12 protein-coding genes are annotated in these 26,564 nt (G+C 64.2%); 3 read left to right on the forward strand and 9 right to left on the reverse strand.

What is annotated here, in order from left to right:
* Positions 1 to 16 precede the first annotated feature (16 nt).
* Complete coding sequence (locus ACLGL5_RS28120) at positions 17 to 505, reverse strand: hypothetical protein (protein ID WP_080643765.1); 489 nt, start codon at positions 503 to 505, stop codon at positions 17 to 19.
* 200 nt (positions 506 to 705) lie between these two features.
* Here ACLGL5_RS28120 and ACLGL5_RS28125 point away from each other — a divergent pair, with 200 nt between their 5' ends.
* Positions 706 to 1,098, forward strand: coding sequence for a DoxX family protein (locus ACLGL5_RS28125; RefSeq protein WP_019859178.1), 393 nt, complete (start codon positions 706 to 708; stop codon positions 1,096 to 1,098).
* Between the two features lie 22 nt (positions 1,099 to 1,120).
* Here the strand turns inward: ACLGL5_RS28125 and ACLGL5_RS28130 are convergent, their stop codons facing one another.
* Both ACLGL5_RS28130 and ACLGL5_RS28135 read right to left on the reverse strand, forming a co-directional pair.
* The gene (locus ACLGL5_RS28130) at positions 1,121 to 3,547 is read right to left on the reverse strand and encodes a GcvT family protein (RefSeq protein WP_069092510.1); all 2,427 of its coding nucleotides are present in this window, start codon (positions 3,545 to 3,547) and stop codon (positions 1,121 to 1,123) included.
* 57 nt (positions 3,548 to 3,604) lie between these two features.
* On the reverse strand, positions 3,605 to 5,143 hold the full coding sequence (locus ACLGL5_RS28135; protein WP_069093457.1) for a trimethylamine methyltransferase family protein: 1,539 nt from the start codon (positions 5,141 to 5,143) through the stop codon (positions 3,605 to 3,607).
* Between the two features lie 217 nt (positions 5,144 to 5,360).
* Here ACLGL5_RS28135 and ACLGL5_RS28140 point away from each other — a divergent pair, with 217 nt between their 5' ends.
* Positions 5,361 to 5,951, forward strand: coding sequence for a transglycosylase SLT domain-containing protein (locus ACLGL5_RS28140; protein ID WP_019859181.1), 591 nt, complete (start codon positions 5,361 to 5,363; stop codon positions 5,949 to 5,951).
* A 13-nt stretch (positions 5,952 to 5,964) separates the two neighbouring features.
* On the opposite strand, the gene ACLGL5_RS28145 is transcribed toward ACLGL5_RS28140, so the two are convergent.
* The 6 genes from ACLGL5_RS28145 to ACLGL5_RS28170 form a co-directional block, all read right to left on the reverse strand.
* The gene (locus tag ACLGL5_RS28145) at positions 5,965 to 8,283 is read right to left on the reverse strand and encodes a dipeptide ABC transporter ATP-binding protein (RefSeq protein WP_069092511.1); all 2,319 of its coding nucleotides are present in this window, start codon (positions 8,281 to 8,283) and stop codon (positions 5,965 to 5,967) included.
* Positions 8,284 to 8,331: 48 nt separating this feature from the next.
* A complete protein-coding gene (locus tag ACLGL5_RS28150) occupies positions 8,332 to 9,489 on the reverse strand; it encodes an ABC transporter permease (RefSeq protein ID WP_019859184.1) in 1,158 nt (385 codons plus the stop codon).
* 12 nt (positions 9,490 to 9,501) lie between these two features.
* On the reverse strand, positions 9,502 to 10,536 hold the full coding sequence (locus ACLGL5_RS28155; protein ID WP_019859185.1) for an ABC transporter permease: 1,035 nt from the start codon (positions 10,534 to 10,536) through the stop codon (positions 9,502 to 9,504).
* Positions 10,537 to 10,753: 217 nt separating this feature from the next.
* On the reverse strand, positions 10,754 to 12,406 hold the full coding sequence (locus tag ACLGL5_RS28160) for an ABC transporter substrate-binding protein (RefSeq protein ID WP_038647814.1): 1,653 nt from the start codon (positions 12,404 to 12,406) through the stop codon (positions 10,754 to 10,756).
* 253 nt (positions 12,407 to 12,659) lie between these two features.
* Positions 12,660 to 18,713, reverse strand: a complete 6,054-nt coding sequence (locus ACLGL5_RS28165; RefSeq protein WP_069092512.1) for a translocation/assembly module TamB domain-containing protein — start codon at positions 18,711 to 18,713, stop codon at positions 12,660 to 12,662.
* 1 nt (position 18,714) lies between these two features.
* Positions 18,715 to 20,643, reverse strand: a complete 1,929-nt coding sequence (locus ACLGL5_RS28170) for an autotransporter assembly complex protein TamA (protein ID WP_069092513.1) — start codon at positions 20,641 to 20,643, stop codon at positions 18,715 to 18,717.
* A 271-nt stretch (positions 20,644 to 20,914) separates the two neighbouring features.
* On the opposite strand from ACLGL5_RS28170, the gene ACLGL5_RS28175 reads away from it, so the two are divergent.
* Entirely contained in the window at positions 20,915 to 26,413 is a 5,499-nt protein-coding gene (locus ACLGL5_RS28175; protein ID WP_069092514.1) for an alpha-2-macroglobulin family protein, read from the forward strand.
* Positions 26,414 to 26,564: the final 151 nt, after the last annotated feature.

Genomic DNA, 26,564 nt, shown 5'->3' on the forward strand with positions numbered 1-26,564 from the left:
TGCTCCATTTGCCGCTCTATTCCGGCGTCAGCACCGCAACCTTCAGCTCGGCCTTTTTCGCCCCGCTGAACTGAACGATGGCCGGTCCGGCCGCGAGCTTGAAGCGCACGCTCTTGCGGATGCCGGGGCAGGTTTTCACACCGCTGTAGCCGGCCGACTTGATGGCCTTGCCGTCCTGGATGACGTCGATCCAGGCTTCGCCCGACAGGCTGATCTGAATGGCTCCGCTGGCCGGCACCTCCACGCTGGCGACGGCACCGAACGTGCCCCCCGCCGGCGCGCGCTCGGGCGGCAGCGTAAAACCGGCTTTGTCCGCCGGAACCAATGCCAGATCCGCGGCGGCACCCACCGCCAGCTCCGCTCCAGCCGGCGTTGCGGGCGCTGCGGCAAACAGCGCCTGTTCCCGCGTCACCGGCCATTTGAAGGCCTCGCAACCGGCGTCCTCGGCCATGGCCAAGCTGGTGCCTGCAAGGAGTGCGAATAGGCTGACGACGAGTTTTTTCATGGCAAGAGAACCCACAGGTTTAGAGTGCCCACATCAATACAACCATAGCGATACAAATGCAACCCTGACGAGAACGATATGAAAGGGCATACCGGAGAACATTTCCAATCACCGATTGTTGATGGCGCGCCATGGGAAGTGAATGGTCCATCGTCGGACCATGATCTATGGCCGGGCCGGGAGGGCGAAAAGGAGTTCAGATGAAGCTTTTTGAAGGCCTCTCCAGATACCTGCCGCAGGCACTCGGCGTGCTGCGCATCATGACCGCGCTGCAGTTCATCGAACATGGCAGCCAGAAACTGTTCAACTTCCCCGTCAGCGCCCAGCCTCACGCCCTCACCGGGTTGACGACAGCCGCCGGCATCCTCGAATTCGCCGGCGGCATCCTGCTGGCGCTCGGCCTGTTCACACGCCCGGTGGCGTTCCTTCTGGCCGGCGAAATGGCGATCGCCTATTTCATGGCGCACATGCCGCGTGACTTCTTCCCGGTCAACAACAGCGGCGACGCGGCAATCTCCTTCTGCTTCATCTTCCTCTATCTGGTCTTCGCCGGCGCCGGCGCCTTTGCGCTGGACAATCGCAGCGAGGCCTGATGTCCCCGCTGGGGATGAACCTTCACCCCCGCATGCGCTCAAAATTCGCGTCGAACAGCGGGGCTGCCTGAATACGCGCCGCATGGCGCTTGCCCAGCAACTCGATCTCGAAGCCGTCGCTCTCGTCGGCGATCTCCTTCGGCACATAGCCGACGGCGACCGACTTCTTTGAATGATGGGCGTAGCCGCCCGACGTCACCCAGCCGCGCACCGCGCCGCCGAACCAGATCGGTTCGTCGCCGATGACATCGGCATCGTCGGCGTCGACAATGAAGCTGCGCAGCCGCAATTTGCCGCCTTGCTTGCGCTCGGCCAGCGCTGCCGTCTTGCCGATGAAATCCGCCTCCTTGCCATAGGCGACGAAGCGGTCGAGCCCGGCTTCGAGCGGCCCGTAGATCGGCCGGTATTCGCGTCCCCATGAGCCATAGTTCTTCTCCAGCCGCAGCGCATTGAGCGCGCGCGAGCCGAACAGGCCGATACCGAATTCCGCGCCCGCTGCCGTCAGCGCATGATAAGCCGCGCGCTGATATTCCGGCGCCACCCAGATCTCGTAGCCGAGATCGCCGGTGTAGCTGACGCGGCCGACCAGGCACGGCGCCATGCCGATATCCATCCTGGCCACCGCCATGAACGGAAACGCCGCATTGGAGACATCGGCGCGGCTGACCTTGGCCAGCACTTCCCGCGCCTTGGGGCCGGCAATGGCAAGGCCGGTGAGTTTCGCGCCCAGCGGCTCGATATGAACCGAACCGTCGCCAGGCAGATGCGCCTCGAACCAGCGCATATGGTACTGCTCGGCAATGCCGGAGCCGGCGATGAACCAGCCATCGCTGCCCAGATTGGCCAGCGTGAAATCGCCGATCAGCCTGCCGTCATCCTTCAGCATCGGCGCCAGCGTCATGCGGCCGGGTTTCGGCAATTTGCAGGCGAGCAGGCGGTCGAGCCAGGCCGACGCCCCCTCGCCCGTAACCTTATATTTGGCAAAGCTCGAAATCTCCGACAGGCCGACGCCGTCGCGCACCGTCGCGACTTCCCTGGCGACATGGGAAAAATCGCTGGAACGGCGCCAGGAGAACTCGTCCTTGACGCCTTCCGGCGCGTACCAGAGCGGCACTTCCAGCCCATAGGCGACGCCAAACTGTGCGCCCTTGGCCGACAGCAGATCGTAGACCGGCGTCGTCTTCAGCGGCCGTCCGGCGGGCAGCTCCTCATTGGGGAAGCGGATCGAAAAGCGCCGGGAATAGTTTTCGCGCACCTTGGCGTTTGTGTAGGCCATCGTCGCCCAGTCGCCATAGCGCGCCACATCCATGGCCCAGATATCGGCGCCAGGGTCGCCTTCGATCATCCAGTTGGACAGCGCCAGCCCGACGCCGCCGCCTTGGCTGAAGCCGGCCATGACACCGCAGGCGACCCAGAAGCCCGGTAGGCCGCGCACCGGCCCGACCAGCGGGTTGCCGTCGGGCGCGAAGGTGAAGGGCCCGTTGATGATCTGCTTGATGCCGGTGTTCTGGAAGGCCGGGAAATGCCGGAACCCGACCTCCAGCGACGGCGCGATGCGGTCGATGTCGGGCGCCAGCAATTCATGGCCGAAATTCCAAGGCGTCTGGTATTCCGACCACGGCTTGTTGGCTTTCTCGTAGGTGCCCATCAGCATGCCGCCGCGCTCCTGGCGCAGATAGAGCTCGCCATCGAAATCGACCGCATGGATGATCTCGGTGCCGGTCTTGGCGTTCCAGGCGGCGACTTCCGGCATGTCCTCGGTGATCAGGTACATGTGCTCCATGGCCAGCACCGGCAATTCGAGCCCGACCATGCGGCCGACCTCGCGCGCCCACAGGCCGCCGGCATTGACGACATGCTCGGCCACCACCTCGCCCTTGTTGGTGATGACGCGCCATAGGCCGTCGGGCCGCCGCACAATGTCCTCGACCTTGGTGAAGCGCTCGACCTCGGCGCCGAGTTTACGGGCGGCCTTGGCATAGGCGTGGGTGACGCCGGAGGGATCGAGATGGCCGTCCTCCTTGTTGCGGACAGCGCCGACGAACTCTTTGGGGTCGAGCAGCGGCATCAGCTCGGCCGCTTCTTTCGCCGAGATCACTTCCAGGTCGATGCCGAGATAGCGGCCTTTGGCGACGACACCGCGCAGCCAGTCCAGCCGCGCCTCGGTCGCGGCGAGCAGCACGCCGCCGGTCAGGTGCACGCCGGTCGCCTGGCCTGACAGTTCCTCGATCTCCTTGTAGAGGCTGATCGTGTATTTCTGCAGCTTGGCGACATTGGGGTCGCCATTGATCGTGTGCATGCCGCCCGCCGCGTGCCAGGTCGAGCCTGATGTCAGCTCGTCGCGCTCCAGAAGCACCACGTCGGTCCAGCCATGGCGAGCGAGATGAAACAGCACGGAACACCCGACGACGCCGCCGCCAATGACCACGACCTTTGCATGCGATTTCATGGATTTTTCTCTGATATCAGTGAGTTGTATGAGTGAGATGAATCGATATGGGAGGTATCACGGCTCACCCTGCCCGATCGCTTCCTTGCGCCTGGCCATGTAAGCCTCCAGCGCCTCGCGCACAGCGATATCCATCACCGGCTCGACATAATCCTCCAGTGCCTTCTTCCACAGCCGGGTCGCGCGCGCCGTTGCATCGAGGCTGCCGGCCTCCTCCCAGGCTTCGAAATTCTGCCAGTTGGACAGCATCGGCTGGTAGAAGGCGGTGGCGTAGCGCTCCAGCGTGTGCGGCTCGCCGAAAAAATGGCCGCCGGTCGGCACCGCGCCCAGCGCCTCGACGGCGAGTTCCGCCTCGTCGACCACGATCGGCCGCAGGAACTCCATCATGTGCTGGATCATCTCGACATCGATGATGAACTTTTCGAACGATGCCGTCAGCCCGCCCTCCTGCCAGCCGGCGGCGTGATAGACGAGATTGCCATGGCCGAGCACCGCGCCCCACAGCGCCATCAGCGTCTCGTAGGCGCCTTGCGCGTCGGCCGCATTGGAGGCCGAACCGGGCGTCGTCCGGTAGGGCAGCCCGTAGCGCCGCGCCAATTGCCCGGACGCAATGTTGGCCTTGGTGTTTTCAGGCGTGCCGAAGGCCGGCGCCCCGGACTTCATGTCGACATTGGAGGTGAAGGCGCCATACATCACCGGCGCGCCCGGCCGCACCAATTGCGTCAGCACGACGCCGAACAGCGCTTCGGCATTCTGCTGCGCCAAGGCACCCGCCAGCGTCACCGGGCTCATCGCCCCCATCAGCGTGAACGGCGTCACCGCCACCGACTGGCCGAACTCGGCCATGGTCATCAGGCCCTCGGCCATCATCTCGTCGAAGCGGCGCGGCGAGTTGACCGAGATGATGGTGGCGATGCCGGGATCGTCGCGCAGCTGATCCAATGTCAGCCCGCGCGCGATCGCCATCATCTCGATGCCGTCCAGCGCCCTGCCCCGGCCGATCGCCGAGACATGGAAACTCTTGTCGGTCAGCGTCAGGTTGGTGAAGTAGGTGTCGAGATGGCGCGCATTGGCCGGCAGTTCGACCGGCGCGCAGACCTGGTTGCCGAGCATGTGGATGCAGTTGAAATGCTGCGCCAGCCGGGTCAGGTCCGCATAATCCTTGAGATTGCCGGCGCGGCGGCCGCGCTCCATGTCGTGCACATTGGGTGGGCCGGCGACCAGCGTGAAATTGATGGTGTTGCCGCCAAGATGGATGGTGTTGGCCGGATTGCGCGGCGTCAGCGTATAATTGGAGCGCGTCGTCTTCAGCGCCTCGTCGACCATGCCGCGATCGAGGCGGACATTGGCCGAGGCGTGGTCGACCCTGGCACCCGCCTGCTCGAACAGCGACAGCGCCCGCGGGCTCATCACCTCGATGCCGAAATTCTCCAATATATGCATCGACGCTTGATGGATCGCCTCGATCTGGTCTGGAGACAGCAACGCCATCGGCGGATAGGGATTGGTCACCCGCCTCTGCGGCAGCTGCGGGATGGGCGCCGGCCCCCGGTTGCTGGTGCGCTCGGCGCCACGCTTGCGTCTTGGTTCGTTCATGCCAGGCATCAAAGCCTTGGCAAACCAGGCAAGCTGTCAGAAATACGCCGTTTACAGGCGCGATTTTAGCCAAGGCGGCATTTATGCAGCGCCATTTTATCAAAAGCGACAGAAGGCGTCGGAATATCTACAGGGCCTTTTCCCGAGCGCTCGTGACTGCGAGGCGTTAACGGCGGCGGCAAGATTCCCTTTATGATTTCGGCCTATTGCTCATCCAATGCGTAGGTCGAGTTTTAGTAAAATCGTAGCAGTTGGCGTGTTGCTGGCACTTTCGGCCTGCGCGACAGCGCCCAGCCACATCAACAATGTCTGCGCCGTCTTCGACCAGAATGACGGCTGGTTCGACAATTGGCAGTCGGCAGCAGAACGCACTGAGCAGAAATATGGCGTGCCGGTCCCTGTGCTGATGGCGACGGTGCGCAAGGAATCCGGCTTCAAGAGCAATGCCCGGCCGCCGCGCACCAAGCTCCTCGGCTTCATTCCCTGGAAGCATGTCTCGTCGGCCACCGGCTTCTCGCAGGCGCTGGACGGCACCTGGTCGCAATATCAGCGCGAAACCGGCAACTGGGCGGCGCGGCGCACCAAATTCGCCGACGCCGTCGATTTCGTCGGCTGGTACCATTCCAAGACGGCAGACACTTACGGCGTCGCGCGCAACGACACCTACAATCTCTACCTCGCCTACTATCTCGGCTGGACCGCCTATGGCCGCGGCAATCGTGGCGACGCCGGCGTGCAGGGTTACGCCCGGGCGACCGACAAGATGGCGCGGGATTATGAATCGCAGCTACGCCAGTGCGGAAGCTGACACTCAGCCCTGGCTAGTGCCGCCTTGTGGTATCTTTCGGCTTGGAGACACCGGTTTCGGAAGTCTCGTCGCGCACTTCGTGGCGACGGGCTCGCATGCCAGCCTCGCTTTGCTCCACGGCGTCCCCGATCTGGTCGGCTTCCGCGCTGCCCGTTTTGCCACGCGGCCGGTTGGGCGCCGTTCCGGTCGGACCCGGCCCGGTGCCGTGCGCATCGTCCGGAACACCTTCATGCGCCGCGTGTTCCTTGTCGAACTTGATCACCGGCTCCATCGTCGCCAGCACATCGTCGGACAGCCAGCACAGGCTCATATGGCCGTCGCCGAGATGCTTGACCGGCGGCACCTTGGTTTCGCACAGATTGTCCGGCACCAGCTTCTTGTAGCCGCAGCGTGTCTGGAACGGACAGCCGGACGGCGGGTTCATCGCCGAGGGAATGTCGCCCTCCAACACGATGTGCCGCTTGACCACGCTGGTGTCAGCGATCGGGATCGCCGACAAAAGCGCCTCGGTATAGGGGTGATAGGGCGGCGCGAAAATCTGGTCGGTCGTGCCTTGCTCCACGATATAGCCGAGATACATGACGACGACGCGGTCGGCGATGTAGCGCACGACCGACAGATCGTGGCTGATGAACAGCATCGTCGTCTTGTTCTTGCGCTGGATGTCCATCAAGAGTTCGGTCACCGCCGCCTGCACCGACACGTCGAGCGCCGAGACGGGTTCGTCCGCCACCACCACCTTGGCATCGCCGGCAAAGGCGCGCGCCACGCCGATGCGCTGCTTCTGGCCACCGGACAGCTGGCGCGGCTTGCGCGTCTCGAAGGCGCGCGGCAGCTTCACCAGGTCGAGTAGTTCCAGCATGCGCTTGCGCCGGTCGGCAACCGTCTTGCCGACATTGAATTTCTCCAGCGTGCGGATGATCTGCGAGCCGACCGAATGGCTGGGGTTCAGCGTGTCGAACGGGTTCTGGAACACCATCTGGATGGACGACACGGTTTCGACGCTGCGGCTCTCGATGCCCGTCGACTGGATTTCCTTGTTGCCCAGCGTCACCGTGCCGGCACTCGCCGTCTCCAGCCCGAGCAGCACCTTGGCCAATGTCGACTTTCCGCAGCCGGATTCGCCGACTATGGCGACCGTCTCGGATTCTCGTGCCATGAACGAGATCGTCTCGTTGGCCTTGACGACGCGGCCTTCGCTCGAGCCGAACACCTCGCTGCCGCCGACCTTGTAGTATTTCCGCAGATCCTCGATCTTGAGCACCGGCGCGCCGGGCACGACACGCTCATTGACCTTCTTGGCGCCGGGCGGCAGCGCCTCCCAGTCGATCTCGTTGAAGCGCACGCAGCGTGAGAAATGGCCTTCGTGGCCGGCGACCTCGACCATCGGGATTTCGGCGGCGTTGCAGACGCCCTCGACGAAATGGTGGCAGCGCGGACCGAAATTGCAGCCCTTCGGCCGCTCATGCGGCAGCGGCAACTGGCCGGGGATGGAGATCAGCGGCCGCGAATTCTTGTCGGCGCCCGGCAGCGGGATCGAACGGAACAGCCCTTGCGTATAGGGATGGCGCATCCGGTCGAACACGTCCTTGATCTTGCCGGTCTCCACCGCCTCGCCCGAATACATCACGGTGATGCGGTCGCAGGTCTCGAGGATGAGGCCGAGATTGTGCGACACGAAGATCATCGACGTGCCGAACTTCTCGCCCAGCCCTTTGACCAGTTCGACGATACCCGCCTCCACCGTCACGTCGAGCGCCGTCGTCGGCTCGTCGAGCAGAAGCAGCGCCGGCTTCGACAGCAGCGCCATGGCAATGACGATGCGCTGCTGCTGGCCGCCGGAGAGTTGATGCGGATAGGAGCGCATCATGCGCTCGGGATCGGGCAGCTTGACCGCGCGCACCATTTCGAGGGAGCGCTTGTAGGCCTCCTCCTTCGACACCTTGTCGTGGATCAGCGGCACTTCCATCAACTGCTGGCCGACCTTCATCGCCGGATTGAGGCTGGCCATCGGCTCCTGGTAGATCATGGCGATCTTGTTGCCGCGAATGGCGCGCAGCTCCTCCTCGGAGAGCTCGCCCATGTCCTTGCCCTGGAACTTGATCCTGCCGCCGACGATCTTTCCGATGTTGGAGAGGTCGCGCATGATGCCGAGCGACACGGTCGACTTGCCGCAGCCGGATTCACCGACGATGCCCATCGCCTCGCCGGGCATGACCGTGCAGGAAAAATCCATCACCGCCGGTATTTCGCCCTTGCGGGTGAAGAAGGAGATCGACAGGTTTTCGATCTCGATGATCGGCTCTGCGGGATTTCGAACTGCCTCGTTCATGGGTCGCTCCAATCCAAATTCTACCAGATGCGGGCCGGAGCCCGTCAATCAGTCCTTCATCGATTGTTCACGCAGCGAGTCGGCCAACAGGTTGAGCCCCAGCACGAACGACATCAGCGCGATCGTCGGCGGCAGCGCCGGATGGATGAAGGAGCGCAGCAGCCGGCTGGCATCCTTGATCGCGGTGCCCCAGTCAGGGCTTTCCGGTGCCAGGCCGAGGCCGAAATAGCCCAGCGTGCCGAGCAGGATCGTGGTGTAGCCGATGCGCAGGCAGGCATCGACGATCAGCGGTCCGCGTGCATTGGGCAGGATTTCCCAAAGCATGATGTACCAGGGCGATTCACCGCGCGTCTGCGCCGCCGCCACATAGTCGCGCGTCTTGATGTCCATCACCAAGCCGCGCACGATGCGGAACACGCCCGGACTAGAGGCAAACACCACCGCCACGAAAATATTGAGCTGGTTGGGATCGATGTGGACGATGTGCAGCGGGTCCTTGTCGAACACGAGGCCGAGATAGATCCAGCCGCCTATGATCAGCGTCAGGCCGAGCAGGATGTACAGCCGGTCTGGGCGGTTCTTGTAACGCGTCCAGAACAGCACGCTGAAGAAGATGATCGGAAACAGGAAGAAAACGCCGGCCATGGCATAGGGGATCGGCGTGTCCATGATGCCCGGCGTCACCAAGAGGTAGAACAGCAGGATCACCGGGAAGGCCAGCACGAGGTTGGCCAGAAACGACAGCACCGTATCGATCTTGCCGCCGTAATAGCCGGCGGGCAGGCCAAGGGTGATGCCGACCATCAGCGCGAAGCCGGTCGCCGCCGGCGCGATGATCAGCACGATCTGGCTGCCATAGACCATGCGTGAAAACACGTCGCGCGCCAGCTTGTCGCCGCCGAACAGATAGACAAGCCCCGATTGCGGCTCAATGGCGCCGGGCAGCATGTCCTTCATCACCGGGACCTGTGCCAGCGGATCGAAAGGCGAGATGGTCGATGCGAAGATCGCCGTGAACAGCCAGAACAGGCAGATGCCGACCCCGACGATGCCGACGCCGCTGTCGAACAGCTGTCCGTAGAGCGCCAGCCTTTTCTTGTAGGCGAAGCTCGCACCCATGACGATGATGAGCGCAACCCAGACCGGCCAGAAGCGCGAGAGCACTTCGAGAACGACGCTGAAGGCACTGATATATTGGACCTGCATCCGCTTCGCCCCCTACTGAACTCTGATACGCGGATTGAGAAACGCGTAGCCGACATCGGAAATGAGTTGCGTGATCAAGACGATGAACACCGAGACCAGCGAACAACCAAGCAAAAGGTCGATGTCGTTGTTGCCGGCGGCCTCGACCAGCGTGTAGCCGAAGCCCTGGTAGCGGAACATCACCTCGACGATGACGACGCCGGTGAGCAGCCAGGGAAATTGCAGCATGATGACGGTGAACGGTGCGATCAGCGCGTTGCGCAGCGCATGTTTCACCACCACCCCGCCGAAGGAGAGACCCTTCAACCGGGCGGTGCGGATATATTGCTGCGTCATCACCTCGACCATCGAGGCGCGGGTCATGCGGGCGATGTAGCCGATGCCGTAGATCGCCAGCGTCATCACCGGCAGGGTGAAATTGTAGAAGGTGATGCCCTGGCTTGCGGACGCGGCCGAACCGTTCAACCAGCCGAGCCATGAGGCGAAGATGACGGTGAAGATGACGCCCGACACATATTCGGGCGTCGCCGTCGAGGCGATCGAGGCCACCGAAAGCACCCGGTCGGTTCGCGATCCCTCGCGCATGCCGGCCAGGATGCCGATCAAGAGCGATACCGGCACCATCACCGCCAACACACAGAACATCAGGATCCCGGTGGCGCCAAGTGCTGGAAACAATTTCGAGGCAACCGTTGTCTTGAACTTGGTCGAGCAACCGAAATCCCCTTCGAGAACGCCGGAGAAGGTTGGTACGACCGGGTCGTTGCAGAAAGTGAAACGCTGCGTCGGCTTGCCGGTCGCCGGGTCGGTCACCGGCTGCTTGGGCAGCAGGCCCAGCCACTGTCCGTAGCGGACGAAGAAATTCTGCCGGTAGCCATGGTTGACCAGCCAGTCCTCCAGCTGTTCGGCCGAAGTGTGCATTTCCGTCTGGCTGATCGCCAGCTTCTTCAGGTTGGGTTCGAGGTTGATCAGGAAGAAGACGATCATCGTCAGGCACAGCATCGTCAATGCCATGGTGCCAAGACGCCTGATAATGAAGGAAAGCATGACGGCCCCCTGCCGATGGGGTTGGGTTTTGAGCCGGCTTCAAAGCCTCGCCTGCCGTCACCGGCGGACTGGCCGTCAAACAGGCCCTCGAATGCGATCAACCCTGTTTTTATTGCACGGCCTTCCCGGGTGAGTCCGTATTTTTTGCGGACGAACCTGCAATGGCGACGCAAAGAGGGAGGGAAAGGGGCAATGCCCCTTTCCCAGGTCCGATCGATCAGGCCTGATCGAGCCAGACCTTGCCGTAGTCGCGCTCGAAGGTCGGATGCATCTTGTAGTTTTGCACCGCCTTGACCGAGTGGCTGTAGAGCTTGCGCCAGTAGGGCTGGATGATGATGCCGGAAGCCTGCAGGATCTGCTCGATGTCCTTCATCATGTCCTTGCGCTTGGCAGCGTCGGCGACGGCGAGTGCCGCATTGAGCTTGGCATCCCAGTCGGGGTTCGACCAGCCAGCCTCGTTCCAGGCCTCGCCGGTGCGATAGGCGATGGCCAGAACCTGGACGCCGAGCGGACGCATGTTCCAGTTGGTCATTGACAGCGGATACTTCGTCCAGTCGTTCCAGAACGTCGAGCCCGGTAGCACCGTGCGCTTCACCTTGATCCCGGCGTCGCGCAGCTGTGCGGCGATCGCGTCGCCGGTGTTCTTGTGCCAGTCCTCGTCAACCGTGATCAGCTCGTGTTCGAAGTCGGCTTGGCCGGCTTCCGCCATCAGCGCCTTGGCCTTGGCCGGATCACGGGCAACCTTCGGCAGCTCGTAATATTCCGGATGGATCGAGCAGACATGGTGGTTCTCGGCGACCGAGCCGGCATTGCCATAGCCGAGCTGGAGGACGACATTGTTGTCGACCGCGAGCTGCAGCGCGTTGCGCACCTTCTGGTCGCCATAGGGCTTGTTGTTGACGTTGGTGCGGCAGACGATGGTCGAAGCCGTGACGATCTCCGACTTGACCAAGTCCATCTTGTCGAGGATCGACACATAGTCGGCCGACGTTTCGAAGTTGGTGTGCACTTCGCCAGCCTCGAAAGCGCTGACCATGGCGGCCGGATCGGTGCCGTAGTCGATGAATTCGATGCCGTCGAGGAACACTTCGCCGTCCCACCACTTGTTGTCTTCGCGGCGCTTGTAGACGACTTTCTGGCCGACGTCGTAGGAGACGAGCTCGAATGGGCCGGTGCCGATCGGGCAGGCCTTGAAGTCGCCGCCCTTCTCGTCGAAAGTCTTGTGGACGATCAGGCCGGGATAGTCGCACATGTTGGGGATAAGCGCGATGTCAGGCTTGCTGAGCTTGAGCACGACCGTGTGGTCGTCCGGCATCGTCACGGCGCTTTCGTCGAGCTTGTCATCCTTGACCAGCGAGCCGAGACGGCCGGGCATCGAATTGCCTTCGGCCTTCTTGTCGGCCCAGCGCTTCAGGTTGAAGACGACGTCAGAGGCTATGAAGGGGTCGCCGTTCGACCAGGTTACGCCCTTGCGTACATGCAGCGTGTACTGGGTGGCGTCGTCGTTCACGTCCCAGCTTTCCAGCAGATAAGGGCGGAACGTATATTCGCTCGTGTACTTGACCAGCGGCTCCAGCGCCTGGCGCTCGGCATTGGCAATTTCCGACCAGTCGGCCTTGCGAGGATCCTTGGGATCCTTGATCCACTGCGCGACCTTCAGCGTGCCGCCTTTCTTGCCTTTTACCTCTTCTGCCCTTGCAGGCGTCGGATCGGCGAGACCGAGGAGGCCATAAGCCATCGCCGTCGAGGCGCCGAAGACGCTTGCCATGGCCAGAAATTCGCGGCGATCGACCTTACCTGCCTTGGCTTCTTCGGCCATGGCCAGGATGTGATCCGGAACGCGATCGCCATTACTCTTGTAGATTGTCATGACTAACTCCCATTGTTGGCTTTCCGCCGATTAACATTCCGCATCCAGGCCATGATGTCAAAGACGGCTTGGATTGGGAACATGTTGACGAATGTGCAACTTTGAAAAGGGAGCGGTACGCGCGATAGCGACAGTCTTGACGCAAAATTGCTAGTGCGCCCAGATTTCGCCAAAATCTACTCAAGGCGATTAAACTGAGACATTGGCATGGGTTACGACAGCGCCAGTCCCGGCCATGGTGAGGGCCAGGCCCTCAATATTCCTTTTCGTAGAAGATGCCGCCCTTGGCCTCGCCGGCGTCCGTCGCCTCGCCGCGCAACTTGACGCCACGCCCGACGTTGAGGTCGATGGTGGCCTTGCCCGAACCGGGCTTGTCGCCCTTCTGGATGGTCACGTAGGTGCGGTCGTTCAGGTACTTGCCGGCCGAGACCGCCGTGCCGCCCTTGTCGTCGGTGGTGACGTCGAGATCGTCGACGCCGATGGCGCTACGCAGATTCTCAAGCAGCGACGTCGAGCCGCCGACACCGGCCAGTTGCCCGGCCGCTTCGGCCAGTTGCGCGATCTGCAGCGGCGACAGGTTCGACATGGACCGGCCGAAGATCAATTGCGCCAGCACCTCGTCCTCGGGCAGCGCCGGCACCGAGGAGAAGGTGAACTTAGGATTGGTCGCCTCGCCCGACACCACGATGGTGACGGTGGCGCTGGCGGTCGTCGTGGTCGCCGTCAGGTTGAGATAGGGCACCAGCGAGCCGGAGAAACCCACCGTTCCCTCGGTGAAGGTCAGCCGCTTGCCCAGGATCGACAGCCGGCCGCGCTGCAAGGTGAAGGTGCCGACCGCCTGTGGCGACGAGGCCGGCCCGGTCAGCTTGAGCGAGCCGCCGAATTCGGCATCGACGCCCCTGCCCTGGATGAAGATCTGGTTCGGCGCATTGACGGTGACGTCGAGCGCAAGCCCGCTACCGCCGCTCTTGCCCGACGTCGTTGGCGGCCGCAGCGCCTTGTCCTGCGCCCTGACGGCGGCGGGCGCGTTCTTGTGCTTGACGTCGAGCGCCGAGAGCGAGCCCGGCAATTTGTCCGGAACCGTGATGACGGTCTTGGCCAGATTGACGGTGCCGGCAATCACCGGTGCCGATACCAGCGGTCCCTTGATCGTCAGGTCGCCGCCGAGATTGGCGGTCACCACGCGTCCGTCCGTATAGCGCCCGTCGGTGAGCTTGATCGACAGGTCGGCCGGAAACCCTTGCGCCGGGTTGATGCCGACCGTGCCGCTGGCCGACAGGCTGCCGCGCGTCGACAATGTTCCGGTCAGCCGGTTGATCCTGGCGACGCCGCCGCCGATCGAGACGTCGGCCGCCAGATCGTTGACGGCAAGGCCCGAGCGGGCATCGACCAGCCGCGCGCCCGATGTGCTGACGCTGCCGCCGATGACAGGCGACGTCGCCGGGCCACGCACCTGGACATTGACGGTGGCCGTTCCCGACAGCGACAAGCCCTGCGCGGCAAGCTTCTGGCTGAGCATGCCGAACGGCACGGCGCCATTGAAGTCGAGCACCAGCGCCGGCGTGCCCGCCGTCGTCACCGTGCCGCCGCCCTTGAGGCCAAGGCCGGCGCCATCGCCGACATTGGCGTTGAAGGTCAGCTTGTTGCCGGCAAAGGTACCGGAGGAGGACACGCTCACCGCGCCGATACCGGCGCCTCGGGTCTGCGACGTCTGCACGCCGGCCGCGTCTATATTGAAGGCTACGGAAGGGCTCGCCGGCGCGCCCGTCACCTTCACCGTGCCGGAAATCGAACCGGCGGCATCGAGCCCCGGCGAGAAACCGTTGGCGAGCGACATCGGCACCTTGGCCAGCGCCGCATTGATGTCGAGCGCCTGCCCGACCTTGCCGGTCACCGTCGCCGTGCCGCCGCCAAGGTTGAGCACCAGCCGGTCCAGCGTCGTCGTGCCGTTGGCGATGCTGACCGTCGAAGCCTGGGCGATGGCCGCCCTGATGCCCTGGACGGTCGCCTGGCCGGAAGTGAGTTCGATGGTGGTCGTGCCATTGGCCACCTTCACGCGGCCGGCGGCCTTGGCCGGAATGCCCTTGACCGTGGCGCCACCGGAAAAGCCGGTCCAGTCGCCGTCGCGCTTCAGGTCGACATCGATGCCGCTGATCACGATGCCGCCCGATGTGACGGTGTCGGCGCGGATATTGCCCGAAATCACCGGTGCGGCGAGATAATTGGCGATCAGCGCATCGATGGAAACCGCCTTCGCCTGGAGATCGCCGCGCGTGATCGAGGCGGTGGCCGCCTTGATGGCGACCTGAGGTGCGGCACCGTTCTTCGTGAAGGCGATCGTGCCACGCACGTCGCCCTCCGCCTTTTCCAGCGCCAACGCGGCGAGCGGGCCGATATCGGGCAGGTCGAGCGAGATGGTGCCTTCGGGTACGAACTTGTCGTCCAGCGCCAGATCGCCGGAAATCCGGTTCTTGCCCAGCGACAGGAGCAGGCCGTTGATGGCGCTTTTGCCATCCGACGTCGCCAGCACCGCGCTGCCCTGCAAGGCTTGTCCCGCGACGTTGCCGGTCAGTTGCACGTTCGCGGCCGGGTTGGCGGCATCCGCCTTGCCGGTGGCGGTGAGCTTCAGTCCGGTGATCTCGCGCTCCGCCACCAAAAGCCGATCGCTGTTGACCGTCAGCGACAGATCGGGGGCGATGGCCGGGCCCTGTGCGTTCAGCGCAAACGCAATGGCGCCCTTGGCGTCCTTCGACAGCGGCGAGATATCGGCAAGGGCGCCGGTGATGTCGGCGGCCAGCTTGTTGTCGGCAAGGCTCGCCTGCCCCTGTGCGGTCAGTCCGCCCGAGACCAGCTTCAGCCCGTCGACATTGATGCTGCCGTTAGGATCGCGCTTCAGCGTGGCGCTGATCTGCGCACGCTCGCCAAGCATGCCGCGCGCCGCCGCCGGCAAAGCCGATGACGGGGCATCCGCACTCAGCTTGAGGTCGATGGCGCCATCGCGCAACGACACCTGCCCGGCGACCTGGCTGTTCAGCGCATCGCTCTTGAGCGAGCCGCTGTCGATGGCGACGCCGTCCGACGTCAGCCGGGCGTTCAGCGCGGCCGTCACCTTGCCGGCGATGAGCGGCGCTATGGCGGCATTGTCGAGACCGACCTTGTCCACCGACACTGTGCCGGAAACCGGTCCAGCGCGGTTCTTGAGATCGAACGCATCCGAGTGCAGTGCCAGGACAAGCCCGTCCACCTTCGCCGGGCTGGTGGTGACTGACGGCAGGATCGCGGAGACGTCAAGGCGGGCCTGCGTGCTCTCACCCGCCACCTTCGCCGACAAGGACCGGATCTCGAGCTTCACCGGGCTCTCGGCGCTTCCGACCGTCAGCGGCAGGCTCGGTCCCGACGATGTAAGGTCGAGGGCAAAATCGCTGGCGCCATTCGGATTGATGGTGCCGGAGGCCTCGCCGGAAATCTTGTCGCCGGACAGCGTCGCATGGTCGAGGACGACGCCGCCGGCCAGGGTGTAGACACCGGCCGCATCGACCGCAAGCGGCCCGAGCCCGGCCTGGCGGGTCTGGCTGGTTTCGGCGGCCTCAAGCTGCGCGTTGAACCGAACTTCGGGAGCGGATGGCGACCCGGTCACTTGCGCGGCGCCGCCGAGCGTGCCCGCCGCATCGAGCTCGGGGGCAAAGTCATTGGCCAGGGCCGCCGGCAGCGCGGAGAACTGTGCCGCGAGATCGAGCGTCTGGCCGGCGCTGCCCGACAGCGTCACCGAACCGCCGCCGACATCGAGCGCCAGCTTCTCGATGCTGGTCGTGCCGTTGGCGATGCTCAGCGTCGAGGGTGCAGCGATTGCCGCCTTGATGCCGCGAACCGTGGCTTCGCCCGAGGCGATCTCGACGCTGGTGGTGCCCTCAGCGATCTTGACTCGGCCGGCGGCGGTCGCCGGAATGCCCGCGATCGTGGCGCCGCCGGTGAAATTGGTCCACTCGCCGTCACGCTTCAGGTCGACGCCGATGCCGCTGATTTCGGTGGCGCCTGAGGTTACGCTGTCGGCCTTGATGGTGCCCGAGATCGCCGGCGCCTTGAGATAGTTGGCGATGAGCGCGTTGATGGCGATCGCCTTGGCCGTCACTTCGCCACGTGCGACCGACGTGCTTTTCGCATCGATGGTGACGGAGGGCGCGTCGCCGTCCTTGGCAAAGAGGATGGTGCCGTTGATGTCGCCGGTCACGGCCTGGCCGGCGAGTGCCGCCAGCTGGTCGATTGCCGGTGCGGCGAGCGTCAGCGTGCCGAGCGGCATGAGCTTGTCATCGAGCGCCAGGTCGCCGGAAACCTTGTTGTCGCCGAGCGAGACCAGGAAACCGTTGATCGAGCGCTTGCCCTCGCTGGTCACCAGCGCCGCCTTGATATCGAGCGGCTGGTCATTGACCGACCCGGTCAGCGAAACATCGGCCGAGGGGCTTGTTATGTCGGCCTTGCCGCTTGCCGTCAGCTTGATCGCCTTCACCGTGCGGCCCGAGGCCGTCAGGCTGTCGCTGTCGGCGGAGATGGTGAAATCCGGCGCCGTCCTGGCGCCGCTTGCCGAAAGGGCGAAATTGACGCCGCCGGCCACCGGCACGCCGACCATCGGCGACAGCACCGAAACATCGCCTAGCGTGCCCTTGATGTCGGCCTGGATGTCGGTGCCTTGCGCGCTGGCGGTGCCGCTGGCGCTGAGCGAGCCGGAGGTCAACGAGATCGAATTGGCGGCAAAGGCCCCTTGCGGATCGCGCGTCGCGGCGGCCGAGAACTTCACCCGCTCGCCGAGCACGGAACTGATCTGCGGCGGCAAGGCGGTCGACACCGCATCGGCATTCATCTTGAGCTGCATCGACAGATCCGCAAGCGCCACCGTCATGGTCAGCGAGGCGTTGAGCGCATCGGAGCGCAGCGTGCCCTGGTCGATGGCGATGGCGTCCTTGCTCAGCGATCCCGCCAGGTCGACATCGACCTTGCCGGTGACCAGCGGCGCCAGCGTCGCCACGTCGGTCTTCAGCCCGCCCGCCGTCAGCTTGACGGCGACCGGGCCGGCGCGGTTCGGGATGTCGAAGCCGTCGGAGTGGATCTGCGCCGAAATATCGTTGAGCTGAGTGCCGCCCGCCACCACTGAAGCCAACGAGGCACCGATGTCGACGATCGGCGCCTTGCCGTCGCCGAAGGCGCGGGCGGTGGCGTTCCTGATCGCAATGGTGATCGGTTGCGCCGCACTTCCAACAACGATCTGCACCGGCGCGCTTTTGGCCGCGATTTCGACCGACAGATCGCTGGCGCCGGCCGGATCGGCGATGCCGGTCGCGGAGCCATGGATGGCGTCGCTTTCGATACTAGCCCGATCGACGCTAATGCCGCCGGCCGATGTGGCGGTGCCTGCGACATCGAAGCTGGTCTTGCCCGTAAACAGCGGCCTCAGATTTTCCGGCAGGAAGGGCGCGAACTCGCCGTCGCCCTTGGCCTCGACGTGGTTGCCCTTGTCGGTGAGCTGATGACGGCCCGTCAGTTGCGTGACGATCTTACCGTCGACCATGAATGTGGCGATGCCATTCCAGTTGGCAAGCGGTCCCGTGCCCGAGACGGCTATTTCGACCGGCGGCGTATCGGTCAGCTTGAGCAGATTGGCGATGATGCCGCCGGCCGGCTCCGAGGCCTTGAGGTCGAGGTCGAGCCTGTTGTCTGCCGGTGCAAAGTGGATCTTGGCGTCGACATTGCCTTGCTTGCCGTCATGGCGGGTGACGTTGAGCACCGTCTCGACCGCCAGGGGCGCCGCGTCGGCCTTGAGCATCCCCTTGGCGGCGAGTTCGGCGATGCCGCTGCCGGCCAGTTGCTGGCCAAGCGCGATTTCCGGCAGGTCGATCTGCCTGATGTCGATGGAAACCGGCAGCGTCGTCGTGCCGCCCTGCGCCGGCGGCTGTGTGCCCGCCACCGGCAGGCGTGCCAGTTCGATGCGCTCGGCGGCTATGCGGTCGGCGCTGAAGCTTTTCGACAAAAGCGCAAACGGTGACCAGTCGACGGCAACCTTGCGCGCCACCAGCCAGGCGCCCTGGCGGTCTTCCAGCACCACATGGTCGACGCTGAGCGCGCCAGACCAGATGCCGTCAATGCCGCTGACCGTGATCTTGCGGTCGTCGTTCGAAGCCAGTCGCGAAATGATGCCGGCGAGATTGTCGCGTCCGCGCTCTGTCTTGGTCAGGACAACGAGCGCGCCGATGGCGCCCGCGACCACGATCAGCAGCGTGTAGAGGACAATGCGAAGGATGCGCCACACCGTCTTCATGTCAGAACGCCTGCCCGATGCCTGCGTAGATGCCGAAATGCGGATCGCTGGGATCGCGGTTGAGCGGCACGGCCGCATCGATGCGCAGCGGGCCGAACGGCGTGACGTAGCGCAGGCCGACACCGGCGCCGACCTTGACGTCGGAGAAGTTGGGCACCGACTTGGTCGACACCGTGCCGGCATCGACGAACGGCACGATACCGATCGTGTCGGTGACCGCGATGCGCATTTCGACCGAGGTCTCGAAGAAGGACAGGCCGCCGATCGGCTGGCCGGTGAAGTCTTTCGGGCCGATGCCCTGATAGGCATAGCCACGCACCGAACCGCCACCGCCGGAGTAGAAGCGCCGGTCGGCCGGAACGTTCTGCAGCCCGGTCCCGACGATCGATCCGATGGCGACACGCTCGGCCAGCACGAATTTCGACGCCGTATCCAGCGACTGATAGGCCGATCCCTCGCCCTTCAGCTTGAGGAAGGCGGCACCGCTCAATATGTCGTAGCTCGGCTCGGCATAGGCCAGCACCCGGAAGCCCCTAGTCGGGTTCAGCCTGCTATCCCTGTTGTCGTAGACATATTGCAGGGGAACGCTGGCGATGAGGTAGGTGTGCTTGCCGAACGCATCCGTGATCCTGGAATAGTCGAGCGCCACTTCCGCCGAGACCGTCTGCTTCTTGTCGAGTTCGTAGGACAGGCCGGTGCTGCCCTTGACCGAGAAATGGTCATACGCATCCGGATGCTCGAGCACCGTCTTGAAGCTGGCAAAGAACTTCGACGCCGGCCCGATCACGCCGGGTTTCTCGAACATGATACCGGCATTGTAGTTCAGATCGGACAGATTGTTGCTGCCGATGCCGCTGATGGCGCCATCAATGCGCAGCTTTTCGGCGTGACCAAACAGGTTGCGGTGTCCCCAATAGCCTTCCAGGCCCAGCCCTTCCGTGTTCGAGAAGGTGCCGCCCAGGCCGAAATAGCGCGGCTTGCGCTCGCTGACCTGGACGCCGATCGGAATGTTGCCGTCGGCGTCGAGCTTGTCGGCTTCCTTGAAGGTGACGCTGTTGAAGACCTCCAGCGCCAGCAGCCGGTCGCGCGCGTCGCTGATCTCCTGCGGCGAGTACTGTTTGCCACGCTTCAGCCCGGTCATGTATTCGGTGAAGTCGCGATCGACCTTCTCGGTACCCTCCACCGTGGTCGCGCCATAGCCGGCGACCGGCCCGGCCGCGACCGTCAGTGTCACGTCCAGCGTCGAGGTGGTATGGTCGGCGACAATCTGCCGGTCGGTCACCTTGGCCAGCGGCCTGCCCTGCTCCTTCAGCGTCCGCACGATCAGCGCCTCGGCCTTGAGGACGGCGCCGGATCCGGCGTCACCGCCGGATATCAAGCCGTAATCGGCGCTCATCAACCCCGCCGCGTCGCCCTCCAGCCTGATATCGCCAAGCGTGAATTTGGGGCCAGCGGAGACGGTGATCGCCACCGGAATCGGCTGCGGGCCCTTGAATTCGGCGTCCGGCGGCAAGTCGTCGAGCGGCTTGCCGTCGATGGTGATGGTGACCACGCCTTCGTAGCGGGCATCGGCGTAAAGGGCGGCAACCAGTTGTTCACGGTCGCTGCGCGCCTTGGCCATCAGCCCGAGCGAACCGGAAACCGGCCGATCCTCGTCGCCCTTCAGCGCCGAGGCGTTTTCGAGCTTCTTGACCAGATCCTTGTCGGCATCGGGCGCGGTGATGGTCACGGCGTAGCGCAGCGGATCGACGATATCGGCGTCCTGGTCTTTGGACGATCCCCACAGCTTGATGCCGAAAAGCTCGAACGCGGCCGCAGGACTTGATTCGGCGGCCAGCACGCTCACGCACATCATGGCCAAAAGCAGGGCGCGCGGAAGCACGCGCCCTGGCGCGGTCCCTCCTGACATCTGCTCTTCATGCGCCGGCATTAAGACAACCTAGGTTACAAAACTAAAATTGGAATGAAGTTCTGAAGCGCTCGTAAAGGGGCCACAATCCAATTGTCTGAAATAGGACGGGCTTGGAATTCACACCTTTTGCGTCGCCGCAAGAATGCGTGATCCCCTGTCCTATGGAGGTACTACCGGTCATCGGCCGGAAAGGAAACCGTTGGCAGGCGGAACCCTGCCGCGTCCTGCGTTGACAAGCTTGACTGAAGCTTGAACATGCCTGGACGTCTGCAATTGTCTGGAGGGTGTTATGGCAATGCGCGCGGCTCGTGGTCTGTCGATCCTGATCCTTCTCTTCTTCGCCTGGGCCAATGTCTTGGCCTGGATTGGTGTCGCGCAAGCGGCCGAGGCCCGGCGAATCGCAACGACGGACAATTCCGACTATTTCGGCTTTGATCTCAGATCCGACCAGAATGTCACCCTCGACCAGTGCAAGACGACATGCCTTGGCGATCGGGCCTGCCGCGCCTTCACCTACAACACCAAGGCCAAATGGTGCTTTCTCAAATCCGACTACAACCAACTGAAACCGTTCAACGGCGCGGTCGCCGGCAAGGTCGTCAACATTGACGGCGATCCCGATATCGGCGCGCCGCCGGAACTGACCTTCTTCCCCAACTGGATGGCCGACCAGGCCCAGCAATACCGCAACAGGCTGCTTGGCCCGGCCTTCGACAAGCCGACCGAAGGCATGGCCGCCCTGATCAACTCGGCCGAACAGGCCATGCTGACCGGCGACCATCGCTCCGCGATGCAGAAATACGAGGCTGCGGTCTCGGTGATGCCCGATGATGGCCAGCTCTGGCTCAATCTGGCGCGTGAAACGCTGGCCGTGCAGCCCGCCGCCAACACCTCCGAAGCCTCGACCTTGCCGATGAACGCCACTTCGGCCGCCTTCAACGCCTATAAGCTCTTGCGCACCACCAAGACCCGCGCGGACGTGCTGGCGCTGCTTGGCGCCGGCCTCGACAAGCGCGATCTCTACCGCCCGGCCCTGCAGGCCTATGAGGCGAGCCTTGCGCTCGTGACGTCGCCGGCCGTGCAGGCCGACTATGCCGATCTCAAGGCCCGCAAGGGTTTTCGTGTCGTCGACCACAGCGTCGATGCCGACACCAGCGCGCCCCGCATCTGCGCGCAATTCTCCGAGGAACTGGTCAAGACCGGCGTCGACTACGCGCAGTTCGTCACCGTCGACAATGCGCCGCCGAAGGGCGTCGAGGCCAAGGACAAGCAGATCTGCGTCGAAGGCCTCGAACACGGCCAGCATTATGATGTCACCTTCCGCGCCGGCCTGCCGGCGGCCATCGGCGAAGTGACCGCCGCTCCCGTGGTGCTGTCGATCTATGTGCAGGACCGCGCCCCTTCCGCCCGCTTCACCGGTGACAGTTTCGTGCTGCCGTCCGGCGCGCGCCGCGGCATTCCGGTCGTCACCGTCAACATGAACGCCGCCGAGATGAAGCTCTACCGCATCGGCGATCGTTCGCTGGCGCAGCTTCTGTCGGGCTACCAGTTCCTGCACCAGCTCGACGGCTATGATATTTCCAACATTTCCGAGCAGATGGGCGCCCCGGTCTGGCATGGCAAGCTCGACATCGTCAACGACCTCAACAAGGAGGTCACCACCTCCTTCCCGGTCGACGAAGCGCTGCCGCAGCGCAAGCCCGGCGTCTATGTGCTGACCGCACAGGCCGTCGACGGCAAAGGCGACGACTACAATTCGTTGGCCACGCAGTGGTTCGTCGTCTCCGACATCGGCCTGTCGACCTATACCGGCCAGGACGGGCTCAATGTCTTTGCCCGTTCGCTGGGCTCGGCCAAGCCGATCGCCGGCGCCGAACTGACGCTGGTTGCCAGGAACAACGAGGTTCTCGGCACCGCGACATCGGATGCCGACGGCCATGCCGTCTTCAATCCCGGCCTGACGCGCGGCGACGGCGGCATGGTGCCGGCCGTGCTGATGGCCAAGCAGGGCGACAATGATTTCGTCTTCCTCGACATGTCCAAGGCCGGCTTCGATCTGTCGGACCGCGGCGTCACCGGGCGCGCGGCGCCCGGCGCGCTCGACGTCTATGCCTGGACCGAGCGTGGCATCTACCGCGCCGGCGAGGATGTCCATGTCGCGGCCCTTGCCCGCGATGGCGCCGCCAAGGCGGTCGAGAACCTGCCGCTGACCTTCATCTTCTCGCGTCCCGACGGCGTCGAGGACCGCCGCATCGTCAGCGACGGCGCTTCGGCCGGCGGCCATGCCGTCGACCTGCCGCTAGAACCCAATGCCATGCGCGGCACCTGGTCGGTGTCGATCTACACCGACCCGAAGCAGCCGGCGGTCGCCAGCCAGATGTTCCTGGTCGAGGATTTCGTGCCGGATCGCATCGAATTCGACATGAAGGCCGACAAGCAGGAGATCGAGCGCGGCGAAACCGCCAACATCAACATTGACGGCCGCTTCCTCTATGGCGCGCCGGCGGCGGGCCTGGCGCTGGAAGGCGAGCTGACGCTGTCGACGGCGCGCGACTGGGACCGCTTCCCCAACTTCTCCTTCGGCCTCGCCGATGAGCAGTCGGCCGAGCCCACGGTCACGCCGCTGACCAACCTGCCGGTGGTTGGCGATGACGGCAAGGCGACCTTCCCTGTTACCGTCGACCAGTTGCCCTCGACCACCAAGCTGGTCGACGGCAAGGTGACGGTGCGCATGCGCGAAACCGGCGGCCGCGCCATCGAGCGCTCGCTCAACATCGGTATCCGCCCGCAAGGCCATATGATCGGCATCCGTCCGGACTTCGCCGACGATGAGGTGCCGCAGGGCGGCACGGCCAAGTTCAGCCTGATCGCGGTCGATCCGGCCGGCAAGCGCGAGGCGCTGAAAGGCGCGCAGTGGACGCTGGTCAAGGTCGAACGCAATTACCAATGGTACCGCTCCAACAATTCGTGGAGCTACGAACCGGTGACCTTCACCAAATCGATCGCCAATGGCCAGATCGACCTCGGCGCCGATGGCGACGCCACCGTCTCCGTGCCGGTCGATTGGGGCCAGTACCGGCTCGAGGTCGAGACCTCGGACCCCGAGGGTCCCGCGACCAGTTATGAGTTCGACGCCGGCTGGTATGTCGCCTCGACCACCACCGAAACGCCTGACGGCCTCGAAATCGCTCTCGACAAGGACAATTATGCCGCGGGCGAAGTGGCCAAGCTGAAGGTCTCGCCGCATTTTGCCGGCGAACTTCTGATCAACATCGGATCCGACAAGCTGTTGAAGACCATCACGGCCACCGTGCCAGCCGGCGGCAGCACCGTCGACATTCCCGTCGGTGACGACTGGGGCGCCGGCGCCTATGTCACGGCAACCCTGTTCCGGCCGGGCGATGCGCAGGAGACGCGCATGCCGGCCCGCGCCATCGGCGTGAAATGGCTGACGGTCGATCCGGGCGCCAAGAAGCTCGCGGTCACGCTGACGCCGCCGGACAAGACCATGCCGCGCCAGCAGCTGTCGATCCCGGTTTCCGTGGCCGGCGTGCAGCCAGGGACCAACGCCTATGTCATGGTCGCCGCCGTCGATGTCGGCATCCTCAATTTGACCAACTACAAGGCGCCGGACCCGGAGAACTGGTTCTTCGGTCAGCGCATGCTGGGCATGGAGATCCGTGACATTTATGGCCGCCTGATCGACGGTTCGCTCGGCACCACCGGCAAGCTCAGGACCGGCGGTGACGGCGCCAACATGCAGGCGCAAGGCAGCCCGCCCACCGAAAAGCTGGTCGCCTTCTTCTCCGGCCCGGTCCAGCTCGACGCCGACGGCAAGGCACGGATCGACTTCGACATCCCGCAGTTCAATGGCACCGTGCGCGTCATGGCTGTCGCCTGGACCAAGGAAGCGGTCGGCCATGCCCAGTCGGATGTGATCGTGCGCGACCCGGTGGTCATCACCGCCGGCCTGCCGCGCTTCCTGGCGCCCGGCGACAATGCCGTCATGCGGCTTGACGTGGCCGACACCGACGGCCCGGCCGGCGACTATGCCTTCTCGATCGACACGACAGGCGACCTGTCGACGGGCGACAAGCCCTTGCCCCAGAAGCTGACGCTCGCCCAGGGCAAGCGCCAGACGCTGACCGTGCCGCTGATCGCCAAGACGCCGGGTAATGCCTCGCTCACCATCAAGCTGGCGCACGCCGACGGCACCAAGGTCGAGCAGACGCTCTACGTGCCGGTGCGCCCGGCGCAATTGCCGGTCACCACGCGCCTTGTGGTCGACCTCAAGGGCAATGGCGGCGCGCTGCGCGTCGACAAGGAACTGCTGGCGGCAAGCCTGCTTGAGGGTGCTTCCGTCAGCGTCGGCGTTTCGCAGGCGGCTGCCTTCGACGTGCCCTCGCTGCTGATGACGCTCGATCGCTACCCCTATGGTTGCGCCGAGCAGACCACCAGCCGCGCCATGCCGCTTCTCTATGTCAATGAGATGGCCTCGGGCATCGGCATGGAAAGCGACCCCGACCTGCATGGCCGTATCCAGGATGCCATCTACAAGGTCTTGAGCTACCAGTCCTCGAGCGGCAGCTTCGGCCTGTGGGGCCCGGGCTCCGGCGATCTGTGGCTCGACGCCTATGTCAGCGAGTTCCTGACCAGGGCGCGCGAGCAGAAGTACGACGTGCCAGCGCTTGCCATGAACCAGGCGCTAAGCAATCTGCAGAACTCGCTCGGCTACGACCAGAGCGTACAGGACCGCGGCAGCGAGATCGCCTACGCCCTCTACGTCCTGGCCCGCAACAAGAAGGCCTCGATCGGCGATCTGCGCTACTATGCCGACACCCAGCTCGAAGCCTTCTCGAGCCCCATGGCCGTTGCCCAGCTTGCGGCGAGCCTTGCGCTCTACGGCGACACCCAGCGCTCGGAGGCGACGTTCAAGACCGCGCTGCAGCTCGCCAAATCGAGCACCGACTACGACTGGTACCGCTCAGACTACGGTTCGGCGCTGCGTGACGGCGCGGCGATGCTGTCGCTGGCGGCGGAATCGAAGCCGGTGTCGTCGGTCGTGCCGGAGCTGATCAAGCTGGTGACCAGGCAACGCGCCGAAGCCCGCTGGACCAGCACCCAGGACGATTCCTGGATGCTTCTGGCGGCCCGCGCGCTGAAAGAAGGCAATGACTCGATTGCGCTCTCCGTCAATGGCGCGCCGCATTCGGGCGGCTATTCCAACCAGGTCAACGGCTCCGAACTGGTCGACAGCCCGCTCGAAATCGCCAACACCGGCAAGACCCCGCTGCAGGCCGTCGTCACCACCGTGGCGTCGCCGATCCAGCCCCTGCCGGCCGGCGGTGACGGCTTCACCATCAGCCGCACCTACTACAAGCTCGACGGCACCGAAGCCAATGTGACGGAGGCAACCCAGAACGAACGCTATGTCGTCGTGCTCAAGGTCACCGAGCAGAACAGCTGGCCGTCGCGCCTGCTGGTCACCGACCTGTTGCCGGCCGGCTTCGAGATCGACAATCCCGGCCTGGTCTCCAGCGCCCAGTTGACGAACTTCTCCTGGCTGGCGCAGACCGACGCCGCTCATCTCGAATTCCGCGACGACCGTTTCGTCGCGGCGTTCAACCCGGCCGACGGCGATCACGACCACAATCTGACGCTCGCCTATGTCGTGCGCGCCGTGACGCCGGGCACCTACGCCCATCCGGCGGCGACGGTGGAAGACATGTACCGGCCGCAATATTCGGCCCGCACCGCCACCGGCATGATGGAGATCAAGGCACCGTAAGGCGTTGTTGGTGAACATGAACAGGACGACGGCGCTGCCCCTCATCCACCTGCCGGCACCTTCTTCCCGTATAGAGACGGGGAGAAGGGGACTGCCGCAGTCGTCAGCGCCGATTCTGCAACTTTGGAAATTGGCGAAAGCCTCGGTGAAG

Source organism: Mesorhizobium sp. U510 (assembly GCF_059180695.1).

Coding starts and splice junctions, on each gene's coding strand:
- ACLGL5_RS28120 (WP_080643765.1), bottom strand. CDS start 505: ATGAAAAAACTCGTCGTCAGCCTATTCGCACTCCTTGCAGGCACCAGC.
- ACLGL5_RS28125 (WP_019859178.1), top strand. CDS start 706: ATGAAGCTTTTTGAAGGCCTCTCCAGATACCTGCCGCAGGCACTCGGC.
- ACLGL5_RS28130 (WP_069092510.1), bottom strand. CDS start 3,547: ATGAAATCGCATGCAAAGGTCGTGGTCATTGGCGGCGGCGTCGTCGGG.
- ACLGL5_RS28135 (WP_069093457.1), bottom strand. CDS start 5,143: ATGAACGAACCAAGACGCAAGCGTGGCGCCGAGCGCACCAGCAACCGG.
- ACLGL5_RS28140 (WP_019859181.1), top strand. CDS start 5,361: ATGCGTAGGTCGAGTTTTAGTAAAATCGTAGCAGTTGGCGTGTTGCTG.
- ACLGL5_RS28145 (WP_069092511.1), bottom strand. CDS start 8,283: ATGAACGAGGCAGTTCGAAATCCCGCAGAGCCGATCATCGAGATCGAA.
- ACLGL5_RS28150 (WP_019859184.1), bottom strand. CDS start 9,489: ATGCAGGTCCAATATATCAGTGCCTTCAGCGTCGTTCTCGAAGTGCTC.
- ACLGL5_RS28155 (WP_019859185.1), bottom strand. CDS start 10,536: ATGCTTTCCTTCATTATCAGGCGTCTTGGCACCATGGCATTGACGATG.
- ACLGL5_RS28160 (WP_038647814.1), bottom strand. CDS start 12,406: ATGACAATCTACAAGAGTAATGGCGATCGCGTTCCGGATCACATCCTG.
- ACLGL5_RS28165 (WP_069092512.1), bottom strand. CDS start 18,713: ATGAAGACGGTGTGGCGCATCCTTCGCATTGTCCTCTACACGCTGCTG.
- ACLGL5_RS28170 (WP_069092513.1), bottom strand. CDS start 20,643: ATGCCGGCGCATGAAGAGCAGATGTCAGGAGGGACCGCGCCAGGGCGC.
- ACLGL5_RS28175 (WP_069092514.1), top strand. CDS start 20,915: ATGGCAATGCGCGCGGCTCGTGGTCTGTCGATCCTGATCCTTCTCTTC.